Raw genomic sequence first — 12,680 nt, forward strand, 5'->3', positions numbered from 1 at the left:
AAAAAAAGCCGCATTGAAGCGGCTCGACGGTACGGCGACAACGGACCGCTCGACTGGCGGCGTCTTTTAATTCGACATGCGCGGCGGGCGAGACGCCCGGCCGGTCACAGCATGCCGGCCTTCTGGTACTGGCTCGCGGCCTTGATCCGCTCCTGGGACTGCGCAAATTCCGCAGCCAGGCGGTCACGGTCCGTCTGCGCATGCTCCGTGATCGACGCGTCGATCGCCATGATCTGCCGTACCTGGTCCAGCACGTCCGGGGTCTGCTCGCCGGACAGGTTCATCAGCAGCGGCGAGCGTTCGTCGACGAGGGCCGCGACGCGCACCCAGTCGCGTGCATCGGCCGCCGACTGCATGGCACGGGTCAGATCGAAGGCGCGGGACAGGGTGTCGTTCGTCATGGTTCGGCTCCGAAGGGGCGGTGCGGCCAAGGCTTACTTGTTGTTGGCCATCGCGCCGGCGCTGTTCTGGCCGCCGAACAGCTGGGTCAGGTAGCGGGTGTTGTTCGACATCGTCGCCATCAGCGTGTTCAGCGCGGTGAACTGCGCATTGTATTGCTTGGTCAGCTGGTCCGAGTAGGTCTGCAGTTGCGTCGCCTGACTCTGCACGCTCTTCAGATCGGCGTTGATCGCGTTGGTGCGCTGATCGATCAGGCCGGACGTCTGCGTGTACGAGTTGATGTTCGCATTGAGCGCCTGGGCGATGCCGTTCGTCTGGTTGAAGATCGCCGTCACCGCGGAACTATTCGACTTGAGCGCGGTGGTCAGCGCGGCGGTGTCGACCGACATCGCGCCGGTCGAGTCCACGTTGATGCCGATGCTGCCGAGCGCATAGGTCGTGCCGCCCGTCGTGACGCCGCTGCTGAGCGTCGTCGCGAGTGTGTTCCTGATCGTGTTCATCATCGCGTCGCCGAGCAGCGGGCCGGCGGTCTTCGCCGTCGGGTCGTAGCTCGTCAGCGATTTCGCGGTATTCACGAAGTTGGTATATGCGGTCGCGAAATTGTTGATCGCGGTCGTCGCCGCGGCCGTGTCCTGCGACAGCGTGACGGTTTGCGTCGTGCCGACAGCGGCCTGCGACAGCGCCAGCGTGACGCCCGTCAGCGCGCCCGACACGTTGTTCGACGCGCTCGACACCGGCGTGCCGTCGATCGTCAGCTTCGCGTCGGCGGCCGGCGTGACCGTCGTGTACCCCGACGTCAGTTTCGAGTTGACGCCCGTGCCCGTGATCGAGATCGTGTTGGCCGCGCCGGTGGCGTTCGACTGCATCACGAGATGCTGGCCGTCCGAACCGGTGATGACCGACGCGGTGACGCCGGCATTGCCGGACGCGGAATTGATCGACGACGCGATGTCGGACAGCGACGCACCGGCCGCCACGTTGACGTTGAACGCGGGGTTGCTGCCGAACGTGATGCTCAGCGAGCCGGCCGAGATCGTGTCCGCCGACGTCACGCCGGCCGACGACAGCTTGTTGGCGGTCGCGAGCTGCGTGACATTGACCGAATACGAACCGGCCACCGCGCCGCTGCCGCTCTTGATCGTCGTCGCGATGCCCGTGCCGCTCGCCGTCGCGGCCAGGCTGCCGAGCGCGGTGCCGTCCGAGAGGCCGGTGAGCGCGGTCTGCAGCGCGGACAGCGCACCCTTCAGTTGGCCGATCGCGGACAGCTGCGTATTGTCGTTCGTCTGGCGGGTCTGCAGGGTCTGCAATTGCCCGGCCGTCTTCGCGTTCACCAGCGTCGTGACGAGCGTATTGACGTCGAGCGACGAATTGGTCGCGCCGCTGATGATCGATTGACCTGCGTTCGCCAGGATGGTGCTGATGTCCGTGCTGCTGACGGGGGTCGTGGTGGCCATGCCGTTGCTCCGGTCGTCCGCGCAATCAACGTGCGCGATGCGGCGGGGCGCCGCGGTTCAATGCAAAGAGGGAGGCGTGCCTCCCTGGAGAATTCTGATCCGGGCGGTTTCGGCGGCGTCGCGATGCGTCGCATGGCGACGCCGCCGGGCCCGGAGGCGGGCGGGCGCGTGGCCCGCCGCGGGTGCTGCTCGATTAGCCGAGGAGCTTCAGGACTTGCTGCGGCAGCGAGTTCGCTTGCGCCAGAACCGAGATACCAGCTTGTTGCAGCACTTGCGCCTTGCTCAGGTTCGCCGTTTCCGTCGCGAAGTCCGCGTCGGTGATCTGCGAGCGAGCGGCGGTCATGTTGGTTGCCTGGGTTTGCGTCGTCGAGATCGCAGCCTGGAACGTGTTCTGTGCTGCGCCCAGCGTTGCCTGGAACGTGTTGACTTGCTTCAGTGCCGCGTCGATCGCCGTGATCGCCGATTGCGCGCCCGACTGGGAGGCGACGCTCAGGGTGTTCACGCTCATGCCCGTGCTGTTCCAGTTCGCCGTGCCGAAGTCGACGGTAACGACCTGGTTCGCTGCTGCGCCGATCTGGAACGTGACGCTGCCGGCGCCGCCCAGGATGGTCTGGCTGTTGAACGTCGTTTGCGATGCGACACGGTCGATTTCGCCGAGACGCGTCGACACTTCAGCTTGCAGGTTCGCGCGAGCGCTCGAATCCAGCGAGCCGTCGCCCGCTTGTTGCGCCAGCGTACGGATACGCTGCAGGTTGTCGACCGTCGATTGCAGCGCGCCGTTGGCGGTCTGGATCATCGAGATGCCGTTGTTCGCGTTTGCAACACCTTGCGTCAGCGCATTGATTGCCGCCGTTTGCGACGTCGAGATCGCCAGGCCTGCTGCATCGTCAGCAGCGGTGTTGATGCGCTTGCCCGACGACAGGCGGTTGATTGCTTGCGACAGTGCGCTTTGCGAGCCCGACAGATTCGTCTGCGTCGTCAGCGAAAGGATGTTGGTGTTGATGTTCAGCATTTGCTTCCTCGTGTTAGAAAATGGCTGGGATACAGACAGGTTCTGATTTCGGCGTTGCGCTTTATCGCGACTGGCGCTGCCCCGCCTTTCCTGGTTGACGGCGGCACCCGGCGAAAACTTTAGAGGGATGTTTGGGTAAATTCGGGACGGAAGGATGGTTGTCGGCCGAAAGGCCCGCCCGGCTTGGCCGGCCGGGCTGCGGGCAGGCGCGGCACCCGGCTCCGTTCGACGGGGGCGGTCGGCCACGCCACGCGGAGCGACGCACCGGGAGATGCAAAAGGGTGGTTTTGTCTGTGATTCTCTGCTATGATGGCGGGCTGAATTGAGATTTCTGTCAAGCCTCTGCCGTTTTCGGCATGTCTGCTGGCAGTCAAACGCGGCGCTGCACGCGGTTGTGAAGCGTACTCGCGGTGCTTTCCGCCTCTCTTTTCCGGCCTCCGAGGCCGTATTTCCGCTCGTTTCGCCTGTTTGTGGGGACGCTCGGATGGCCGGTGCGTGGCGCTTGGCCGCTACGTTTTTGACCGTTTAAGCAATTTAGGAACGACATGACGACGATTCTTCTGAAAGAAAACGAGCCGTTCGAAGTGGCGATTCGCCGCTTTCGCCGTGCTATCGAAAAAAATGGCCTGATCGCTGAACTGCGCGAACGCCAGTCCTACGAAAAGCCGACCGCAGTCCGCAAGCGCAAGAAGGCAGCAGCCGTCAAGCGCCTGCACAAGCGCCTGCGCAGCCAGATGCTGCCGAAGAAGCTCCACTAAGAGCGTCTTACGGTTCGCCGCGAAACGGCGGAGCGTGCTTCGAAAGAAGCCGCTCCGCCGTTTTGCTTTTGGGTCCGGGAAAAATCCCGGGGCCGTGGCGGCTCCGGTGCGCCCCGCGCCGTCAGCCCGCCTTACGGCGGCGTGCGGGTTGCTTGCCGCTGAGCGCCGCGCATTGCGCGTGGCACGGGCAGTCAACCTCGTGATCGTTGACCATGCCGGTGGCCTGCATCAACGCATAGCAGATCGTCGAACCGACGAACTTGCAGCCATACGCCTTCAATGCCTTGCTGAGCGCGTCGGACTGTTCGGTCGACGCGGGCGCGTCGCGGTACGACTGCCACGCGTTCTGGATCGGCGTATCGCCGACGAACGACCACAGGAACGCGGCGAGCGACCCGTGCTCTTCGCGGATGCGCTGCACGGCGCGCGCATTGGTGACCGCCGATTCGACCTTCGCGCGGTTGCGCACGATGCCGGGATTCTCCAGCAGCTTCTCGATGCGCTTCGGCGTGAAGCGCGCGACGGCATCGACGTCGAAATCCGCAAAGGCTTCGCGATAGCCCGCGCGCTTGTTCAGGATCGTCGACCACGACAACCCGGCCTGCGCGCCTTCCAGGATCAGCATTTCGAACAGGTGGCGATCGTCGTGCGACGGCACGCCCCATTCGGTATCGTGATAGTGAGCATCCGCTTCCGTCTTCACCCAGTTGCACCGCTGCGACATCGTCTGCCTCGCTTTCCGTATCGATTCGATCGCGTCAGCATAGCGGAAGCCCTTTTCACGGAACAGCCGGCCGAACGGCAGATGGGCGCGCGGCGCCGATCCGGTTAAGCTTGGCGCCTGTTCGAATCAGCGGGATGAAGGCATGGCGGCATTACTTTTTGCGATCGGCATCGACGGCGGCGGCACGGGCACGCGCGCGGTGCTGGCCGACCGGCACGGGCGCGAGCTTGCGCAGGGGCGCGGCGGCCCGTCGGGGCTCGGGCTCGGCATCGAGCGCGCGTGGGCGTCGATCGGCGCGGCCTGCGCGGATGCGTTCACCCAGGCCGGTTATGCATTCGACTGGTCGCAGTGCGCGCTCGGCTGCGGGCTCGCGGGCGTCAACAATGCGGCGTGGCTGGCCGCGTTCCGCGCGCAGGCGCCGCTCGGCGCGCTCGCGGTCGAGAGCGACGCGTATACGACCGTCGTCGGCGCGCACGGCGGCGCGCCGGGGCTGATCGTCGCGCTCGGCACCGGCAGCATCGCGGCGGCGCTCGATGCGGCCGGCGCGTGCCGGATCGCGGGCGGCTTCGGCTTCCCGTCTGGCGACGAGGCAAGCGGCGCATGGCTCGGCGTGCGCGCGCTCGCGTATGCACAGCAGGCGCTCGACGGCCGCGTGCCGCGCGATGCGTTCGCCAACGCGCTGCTCGCGGAAACGGGCGCCCAGGATCGCGACGCGCTCGTCCAGTGGTCGTGCGATGCGAACCAGACGATCTACGCGCGGCTTGCGCCGATCGTGCTCGCGCATCGTTCGCATCCGGTCGCGGGCGCGCTGATCGCGCAGGCGGGCGACGAGATCGGCAAGATGATCGACGCGCTCGATCCGCAGCAGGCGCTGCCGGTCGCGCTGTGCGGCGGATTGGCGGACGCCCTCGCACCGGCCGTGCCGGCGCGCCATGCCGCCCGGCTGCGCGCGCCGCTCGACGATTCCGCGCACGGCGCGCTGCGGCTCGCGCTGCAGGCGCTGCGGGCGGCGGAGGGGCGCTGACGGCGTGTCGAGGTGGGAGGAAGGCGCACCGCAACCGCGCCGCTGGCGGCAATCGACCGGGAACCGCCCGGCGGGCAACCGGGTACGACGTTAAAATGGCCGTTCCGCAGAGCCCTGAGCGCCATTCTTCTGTCCCATGTACAAAGTCATCGCCACCGATCTCGACGGTACCCTGCTGAACAGCGACCACCAGCTCGATCCGTACACGATCGATACCGTCCGCCGGCTCGACCGTGACGGCTTGCAGTTCGTGATCGCCACCGGGCGCCATTACGCGGACGTCGCGGGCATTCGCGACGTGCTCGGCATCCGGCCGTACCTGATCACGTCGAACGGCGCGCGCGTGCATGCGCCGGACGACACGACGATCCACGCGCAGGACATCGATCCGGCAATCGTCCGCGGCCTCGTGCAGCCCGAGGTCGTCGGCGCGCACGGCCGCGTGATCGTCAACCTGTTTACCGACCAGGGCTGGCTGATCGACCGCGATGCGTCGCACCTGCTCGAATTCCACCAGGATTCGGGCTTCCGCTACGACGTGATCGACATGCCCGCGCACGACGGCGCGGATATCGCGAAGGTGCTGTACATCGGCGATCCGGCCGATCTGGCGGTCGTCGCCGAGCAGATGCGCGTGCGCTTCGGCGATGCGCTGTACGTCACGTACTCGCTGCCCGACTGCCTCGAAGTGATGACCGCGAACGTGTCGAAGGGCCGCGCGCTGCGCTCGGTGCTCGCACGGCTCGGCGTCGACACCGGCCACTGCATCGCGTTCGGCGACAACATGAACGATATCGACCTGCTCGAAACCGCCGGCCACGCGTTCATGATGAACAACGCGAATCCCGACCTGGTCGCGCGGCTCCCGCACATCCCGCGGATCGGCAACAACTTCGATGCGGGCGTCGCCCGCCACCTGCGCACGCTGTTCTCGCTCGAAGACAACGTCGCCGCATCCTGAACGTCCTGCCGGGGCGGAAATGAAAAACGGGCGCCAGTGGCGCCCGTCGAAATTACCTGCCTCGATCTTCTTTGACAGCGTGAGGCTCGCTGCTCTGCTCGCTTGACCCCGTAGTGTTTTATTCGCTTGTGCGAGCCGATGCCGGCAGCAGGTCGACGGCGTCGTCACGCCCCGCGACCAGCGGATAGATGATCCCGGCGAGTACCGCGCCGATGATCGGTGCCACCCAGAACAGCCAGAGCTGACCGATCGCATCGCCGCCCACGAACAGCGCGGGGCCGGTCGAGCGGGCCGGGTTCACCGACGTGTTGGTGACCGGGATCGAGATCAGGTGGATCAGCGTCAGGCACAGACCGATCGCGATCGGCGCAAAGCCGGCCGGCACGCCGCGCTTGTCGGTGGCGCCCAGGATCACGAACAGGAAGAAGCCCGTCATCACGACTTCGCAAATGAACGCCGAACTGAGTGCGTAGTGGCCGGGCGAGCGTTCGCCGAAGCCGTTCGTCGCAAAGCCGCTGCCGACGACGTCGAAGCCCGGTTTGCCGGTCGCGATCAGGTACAGCACGAATGCGCCGAGCGTCGCGCCGACCACCTGCGCGACGATGTACGGCACGAGATCGCGTGCGGGGAAGCGGCCGGCGACCGTCAGGCCGACGCTCACCGCCGGATTCAGGTGGCAGCCCGAAATGTGGCCAATTGCGAATGCCATCGTCAGCACAGTCAGGCCGAAGGCAAGCGAGACGCCGGCAAAGCCGATGCCGAGGCCCGGAAAGGCGGCGGCCAGCACGGCGCTTCCGCACCCGCCGAGCACCAGCCAGAACGTGCCGAATACCTCTGCAGCGAGACGCTGAGAAAGATTCATGTAAGGACCTCGTTCAAGTGGATTGAAGACAACCGGACGACGCGACGGATTTAAATCGTCATCCGGAATTGGTCTGGATTATAGGAAATGAATCGGGTCGGGGAGGGTCAACGATTGTTAAATTTGAATGGCTGACGAATGCCTTTTATTAGAATAAGTCCGCATTCTCGATATAGCCGAATCGGTTAAAGATGACAGCATTCATTTCAAAGGGCAGGGCGGCAGTGCGGATGGCGTAACGGATGTTGGTGTCCCGGCCGGATTCGCCGGGGCCGCATCATCAAAAAGGGGAGTCAAAAAATGTCTCAATACGCGAAACTCAAGGCGCAGATCGCCGATCTGCAGGCCCAGGCGGACGATGTGCGCCGCCAGGAAGTGGCGGCGGTGATTGCGGAGGTCCAGCAAAAGATTGCCGAATATGGGCTGACTGCCCAGGATCTGGGCTTCGCGGAGCGAGCGAAGCGCGGGCGTCCGCCGAAGAAGGCACCGCTGCCCCCGAAATACCGCGATCCGAAGTCGGGCGCGACCTGGAGCGGGCGCGGCAAGCCGCCGAATTGGATCGTCGGTAAAAACCGCGACCGTTTCCTCATCGAATGACCGAAAGCCCAAACAAAAGAGCCGCATCGAGATGCGGCTCTTTTGTTATCCGCGCCAATTTCGGCGCGGATTGGATTACGGCATATTTCCTTGCGGAATTCCGTGTCAGGCGCCGGCGACCCGGCGCAATGCCGGTTGACGGGCTCCCGTGCAAAGCGATTCGTAAGTTTCGACGTACCGCTGCGCCATGGCCTTCGAGCTGAAGCGCGTATCGAAACGTTCGCGGATGGCGGTGCGCGACAGGCTGTCGATCCGGTGCAGCGCGCCGACCGCGCCCTGCACGTCCTCGACGATGAAGCCGGTCAAGCCGTCCTCGATCACTTCGGGCACCGAGCCGCGGTTGAACGCGACGACCGGCGTGCCGCAGGCCATCGCCTCGATCATCACCAGGCCGAACGGCTCCGGCCAGTCGATCGGGAACAGCAGCGCCTTCGCGCCGGACAGGAACGCGGGCTTCTGCGCCTCGTTGATCTCGCCGATGAATTCGACGTGCGCCTGGTCGAGCAGCGGCTCGATCACTTCCTTGAAGTAGTCGGCGTCGGCCTTGTCGACCTTCGCGGCGATCTTCAGCGGCAGCCCGCTTTGCGCGGCGATCCGGATCGCGGTGTCGACGCGCTTTTCCGGGCAGATCCGGCCGAGGAACGCGAGGTATTCGGGCTTCACGCCCGGTTGCGGCGTGAGCAGCGTGTCGGGCAGCCCGTGATACACGGTGCCGGCCCACGCGGCCTGCGGCAGCGGCTTGCGCTGGTTGTTCGAGATCGACACGACCGGCGCGTCCGGGAACGCGTCGAACACGGGCTGCAGTTCCGGCAGGTCGAGGCGGCCGTGCAGCGTCGTCACGTACGGCGTGACGAGGCGTGACATCAGCGGGAACGGCAGGTAGTCGAGGTGGAAGTGCAGCACGTCGAATTCGTGCGCGACCCGGGCGACCTTTTCGAGGAGCCGCATATGGGGCGCCATCGAATCGCGGATCGACGGGTCGAGCCGCAGTGCGCGCGGCCAGGCCGCCTCGAGACGGGCCGACGTGACGGAGTCGCCGCTGGCGAACAGGGTCACATCGTGGCCGAGATCGACGAGCGCCTCGGTGAGGTAGGACACGACACGCTCGGTGCCGCCGTAGAGTTTCGGCGGAACGGCTTCATAAAGCGGCGCGATCTGGGCAATTCGCATGGATGTTCTCCTGTTTCGATCCGGGGGCGCGGGGGCGCCGATGCGGATCCCGTGCAAGGTTGCGGAACTCGCCGGCGTACGCGGTTGGCGGTACGTGGCCGTGCCCTGGGCGGGGTGCGCGGGGCGCCGGACGGCAAGCTGCGGGGCGGGCCGGCACGGCTCGCGCCGCCGCCCATTGGAGTCCATTATCGATATCGCCCTGGGGGGTTCGAGTGTTTTTTCAAACACTTAAGGCTTGTTACACGATGAAATACGCGAAAACCCCGATAAAAAGGGCGCGGATACAGAAATGGAGATAGACGCAACTATTGTTGCGTCTTCGTGAAAAAGCACTATAATTTTTACCGATCCGATTGTCGGCAGCCTTGCCGGCAAGCCTTTCGGTACATCGGACCCATCGCAGCCGAATCCTTGCTGCCACGCGCTTCCCCGCTTGCACCTTTCAATTCGCCTTGTCGGAAAAATTCCTACACGGTTTACAGAGAAATCCTGCACGGCATACGCCACTTCGCTGATACCGGCATAAATGCCGTTTAGCCAAAATTCGCCCTGTAAGACTATAAACGAGCCGACTGAGTGCCAAGAGCGCTCTGATCGAGCAAACGTTTTCATAACACGAATGGCCAAAGCACTTTAACGGGGGAATCATGAGCGCTACCAGCGAAATGCTCAGTGAGATCAAAGAGGTCAACCTGTCGTACCTCCTCCTCGCGCAACGCCTGCTGCGGGAAGACAAAGCGATGGGCATGTTCCGCATGGGCATTTCCCAGGAACTCGCCGACGTGCTCGGGAACCTCACGCTCGCACAGACCGTGAAGCTCGCCGCGTCGAACCAGATGCTGTGCCGCTTCCGCTTCGATGATCACGCGCTGCTCTCGTCGCTCGCCGACAAGGGTCGCAGCGATGTCGTCGCGCACGCCCACTCGGCCATCCTGATGGCCGGGCAGCAGGTCGAAGGCGTCCGCTGATCCATCCCGCCTTGCGTTTGTCCCGGCGTGCCGCGCCGGTGGGCAGCGTATTGGCCATCCATCCGAATAACGTCAAGCGGACGGTTTTCACCATGGCAAGCAAAAGCGTCGTGATCGAGGTGAAGGAAATCACCCTCGCTATCGAACTGATCGAACTGGGCGCCCGGCTGCAGTTGCTGGAAGCGGAGACGAGCCTGTCGCGGGACCGTCTGATCAAGCTGTACAAGGAACTGAAGGGCGTGTCGCCGCCGAAGGGGATGCTGCCGTTCTCGACCGACTGGTTCATGACGTGGCAGCCGAACATCCACTCGTCGCTGTTCTACAACATCTACCGGTTCATGCAGGACCACGGCCGCTGCGAGCCGATCCAGTCGATCGTGAAGGCGTACCGGCTCTATCAGGAGCACGTGAACCTGTCCGGCGACGAGGCCGCGCTGAGCCTCACGCGCGCGTGGACGCTCGTGCGCTTCTTCGATTCGGGGATGCTGCAGATGACCCCGTGCACGCGCTGCGGCGGCCACTTCGTCGCGCATGCGCATGATCCGCATCAAGGTTTCGTCTGCGGCCTCTGCCAGCCGCCGTCGCGCGCGGGCAAGACCCGCAAGGCCGCCGCCGCGCGCGCCGAACTGGCCGCCGCCGCAGCCTGAGCGCCAGCCGGGCAGGGCCGGGCGGGGCGTTCAGGCCGCGCCGGGATGGCGCGAATCGTCTGCATATTGCTGGTAAACACCGTCGGGCCGCCGCCTGGCCGCCCGCGAAAGTTTTCCTGCCGACTGCCGTAAACCTGTTTAACGGCGGTCTCCCCGCCGGTCATTCGTGAGGGACAGGCAGTGCTGATTATCGTGGGAACACTCGTGACGTTGTTGTCCGTCTTCGGCGGTTATGCGCTGGCAGGCGGGCATCTGGGCGCCTTGATCCAGCCCATCGAGATCCTGATGATCGTGGGTGCCGGTGTCGGCGCGTTCATCCTCGGCAACGGCGGCAAGACCATCAAGGCCACGCTGCGCGTGCTGCCGACGCTCTTCAAGGGCTCGAAATACACGAAGGATGTCTACATGGAGCTGATGGCGCTTCTTTACGTGCTGCTCGCGAAGGCACGCAAGGAAGGCACGCTCACGCTCGAGGCCGACATCGACGATCCGGAAAAGAGCCCGATCTTCACGCAATACCCGAAGATCCTCGCCGATCGTCACATCGTCGAATTCCTGACCGACTACCTGCGCCTGATGGTGGGCGGCAACATGAACGCGTTCGAGATCGAGAGCCTGATGGACGAGGAGATCGAGACGCACCACGCGGAAGGCGAAGGCCCCGCGCATGCGCTGATGCGCGTCGGCGATGCGATGCCGGCGTTCGGTATCGTCGCGGCCGTGATGGGCGTCGTGCACACGATGGCGTCCGCCGACAAGCCGCCCGCGGTGCTCGGCGCGATGATCGCGCAGGCACTGGTCGGCACGTTCCTCGGGATCCTGCTGTCGTACGGGCTGATCGGGCCGCTCGCGAGCCTCGCGGAGCAGCGCGTCGCCGAGTCGACCAAGATGTTCCAGTGCATCAAGGTGACGATCCTCGCGACGTTGAACGGCTATGCGCCGGCGATTGCGGTCGAGTTCGGCCGCAAGGTGCTGTTCTCGACCGAGCGCCCGTCGTTCTCCGAGCTCGAAGAACACGTGCGCCGCGTGAAGGCGAAGTGATGCGGAGCGCCCCATGAGCAAGAGCAAGGATCGTGCAATCGTCGTCAAGCGCGTGGCCCCGGCGAAGAAGGGCCACCATGGCGGCGCATGGAAGCTCGCGTACGCGGACTTCATGACCGCGATGATGGCGTTCTTCCTGCTGATGTGGCTGCTGAGCTCGGTCACGCCGGTGCAGCTGAAGGGGATCGCCGAATACTTCAACACGCCGCTGAAGGCCGCGCTGTTCGGCAGCGGCGACCGCAGCTCGCAGGATTCCAGCATCATCAACGGCGGCGGCCGCGACCTGTCGAGCGTCGACGCCGGCACGCTGCGCCGCACCGACGGCACGACGCAACTGGCCGAACGCCTCGCGAAGATGGGCGACGAGCATTCCCGCTCGCAGGCGCAGACCGCGCAGGCCGCGCAGGACCGGCTCGAGCAGACGCGCCTGCACGACCTGCAGATCAAGCTGATGGCCGCGATCGAGGCCAATCCGACGCTGCGACAGTTCAAGCAGCAGATCCGCATCGATTCCACGCTGATGGGGCTGCGCATCGAGATCGTCGATTCGCAGAAGCGGCCGATGTTCGCGATGTCGAGCGACCACGTCGAGCCGTACATGCGCGACATCCTGCGCGAGATCGGCAAGACGCTGAACGACGTGCCGAACCGGATCATCGTCCAGGGCCACACCGACGCGGTGCCTTACGCGGGCGGCGAGGGCGGCTACAGCAACTGGGAGCTGTCGGCCGACCGCGCGAACGCGTCGCGCCGCGAGCTGATCACCGGCGGCATGGGCGAGGCGAAGGTGCTGCGCGTGCTCGGCCTCGCGTCGACGCAGAACCTGAACAAGGCCGACCCGCTCGATCCGGAAAACCGCCGGATCAGCGTGATCGTGCTGAACCGCAAATCCGAAGAGGCGCTGATGCGCGACGATGCGACGACCACGACGCTGTCGGCCGATGCGGCCGGCTCGCAGCAGCTCGCGCAGCAGCTGGCCCCGGCGCCGGCAGCGCGCCCGGCGCTCGCGGCGTCCGCCGTCGCCGTGCCGAAACCCTGACGTTTACGAGATTCCGAGACAGAC

General features: G+C 65.1%; 14 protein-coding genes. 8 read left to right on the top strand and 6 right to left on the bottom strand.

What is annotated here, in order from left to right; genetic code table 11:
- Window positions 1-104: 104 nt before the first annotated feature.
- From CFB50_RS01010 to CFB50_RS01020, 3 genes are all read right to left on the bottom strand, one after another.
- Window positions 105-401: a flagellar protein FliT gene (locus tag CFB50_RS01010; protein ID WP_069246849.1), complete on the bottom strand. Its 297-nt coding sequence runs from the start codon at window positions 399-401 to the stop codon at window positions 105-107.
- A 33-nt stretch (window positions 402-434) separates the two neighbouring features.
- Window positions 435-1,853 (bottom strand): flagellar filament capping protein FliD, encoded by a 1,419-nt coding sequence (gene fliD / locus CFB50_RS01015; protein ID WP_069246850.1) that lies wholly within the window; start codon window positions 1,851-1,853, stop codon window positions 435-437.
- Between the two features lie 193 nt (window positions 1,854-2,046).
- Window positions 2,047-2,865 carry a flagellin domain-containing protein gene (locus CFB50_RS01020; protein ID WP_069246851.1) on the bottom strand — a complete coding sequence of 273 codons (819 nt, stop codon included), beginning with the start codon at window positions 2,863-2,865 and terminating at the stop codon, window positions 2,047-2,049.
- A gap of 545 nt (window positions 2,866-3,410) precedes the next feature.
- Between CFB50_RS01020 and rpsU the strand changes: the two genes are divergently transcribed.
- A complete protein-coding gene (rpsU, locus tag CFB50_RS01025; protein WP_006401410.1) occupies window positions 3,411-3,623 on the top strand; it encodes a 30S ribosomal protein S21 in 213 nt (70 codons plus the stop codon).
- 121 nt (window positions 3,624-3,744) lie between these two features.
- Here the strand turns inward: rpsU and CFB50_RS01030 are convergent, their stop codons facing one another.
- The gene (locus tag CFB50_RS01030) at window positions 3,745-4,347 is read right to left on the bottom strand and encodes a DNA-3-methyladenine glycosylase I (RefSeq protein WP_069246852.1); all 603 of its coding nucleotides are present in this window, start codon (window positions 4,345-4,347) and stop codon (window positions 3,745-3,747) included.
- 142 nt (window positions 4,348-4,489) lie between these two features.
- On the opposite strand from CFB50_RS01030, the gene CFB50_RS01035 reads away from it, so the two are divergent.
- Together CFB50_RS01035 and CFB50_RS01040 are read left to right on the top strand one after the other, a co-directional pair.
- The gene (locus CFB50_RS01035) at window positions 4,490-5,371 is read left to right on the top strand and encodes a BadF/BadG/BcrA/BcrD ATPase family protein (protein ID WP_069246853.1); all 882 of its coding nucleotides are present in this window, start codon (window positions 4,490-4,492) and stop codon (window positions 5,369-5,371) included.
- Window positions 5,372-5,507: 136 nt separating this feature from the next.
- A complete protein-coding gene (locus CFB50_RS01040) occupies window positions 5,508-6,332 on the top strand; it encodes a Cof-type HAD-IIB family hydrolase (RefSeq protein ID WP_069246854.1) in 825 nt (274 codons plus the stop codon).
- A gap of 118 nt (window positions 6,333-6,450) precedes the next feature.
- Here the strand turns inward: CFB50_RS01040 and aqpZ are convergent, their stop codons facing one another.
- Window positions 6,451-7,194, bottom strand: coding sequence for an aquaporin Z (gene aqpZ / locus CFB50_RS01045; RefSeq protein ID WP_069246855.1), 744 nt, complete (start codon window positions 7,192-7,194; stop codon window positions 6,451-6,453).
- A 300-nt stretch (window positions 7,195-7,494) separates the two neighbouring features.
- On the opposite strand from aqpZ, the gene CFB50_RS01050 reads away from it, so the two are divergent.
- Window positions 7,495-7,791 (top strand): H-NS histone family protein, encoded by a 297-nt coding sequence (locus CFB50_RS01050; protein WP_021162849.1) that lies wholly within the window; start codon window positions 7,495-7,497, stop codon window positions 7,789-7,791.
- A 105-nt stretch (window positions 7,792-7,896) separates the two neighbouring features.
- Here CFB50_RS01050 and CFB50_RS01055 read toward each other — a convergent pair whose 3' ends face one another.
- Window positions 7,897-8,961: a glycosyltransferase family 4 protein gene (locus CFB50_RS01055; RefSeq protein WP_089444749.1), complete on the bottom strand. Its 1,065-nt coding sequence runs from the start codon at window positions 8,959-8,961 to the stop codon at window positions 7,897-7,899.
- 647 nt (window positions 8,962-9,608) lie between these two features.
- Here CFB50_RS01055 and flhD point away from each other — a divergent pair.
- From flhD to motB, 4 genes are all read left to right on the top strand, one after another.
- Complete coding sequence (gene flhD / locus CFB50_RS01065; protein WP_027788649.1) at window positions 9,609-9,929, top strand: flagellar transcriptional regulator FlhD; 321 nt, start codon at window positions 9,609-9,611, stop codon at window positions 9,927-9,929.
- A gap of 92 nt (window positions 9,930-10,021) precedes the next feature.
- Window positions 10,022-10,576, top strand: a complete 555-nt coding sequence (flhC, locus tag CFB50_RS01070; RefSeq protein WP_011350591.1) for a flagellar transcriptional regulator FlhC — start codon at window positions 10,022-10,024, stop codon at window positions 10,574-10,576.
- A gap of 180 nt (window positions 10,577-10,756) precedes the next feature.
- Window positions 10,757-11,617: a flagellar motor stator protein MotA gene (gene motA, locus CFB50_RS01075; RefSeq protein ID WP_069246857.1), complete on the top strand. Its 861-nt coding sequence runs from the start codon at window positions 10,757-10,759 to the stop codon at window positions 11,615-11,617.
- A gap of 13 nt (window positions 11,618-11,630) precedes the next feature.
- Window positions 11,631-12,656 (top strand): flagellar motor protein MotB, encoded by a 1,026-nt coding sequence (motB, locus tag CFB50_RS01080; RefSeq protein WP_069246858.1) that lies wholly within the window; start codon window positions 11,631-11,633, stop codon window positions 12,654-12,656.
- Window positions 12,657-12,680 lie beyond the last annotated feature (24 nt).

The sequence above is a fragment of the Burkholderia sp. AU33423 genome (assembly GCF_002223135.1).
GTDB lineage: Bacteria > Pseudomonadota > Gammaproteobacteria > Burkholderiales > Burkholderiaceae > Burkholderia > Burkholderia lata_D.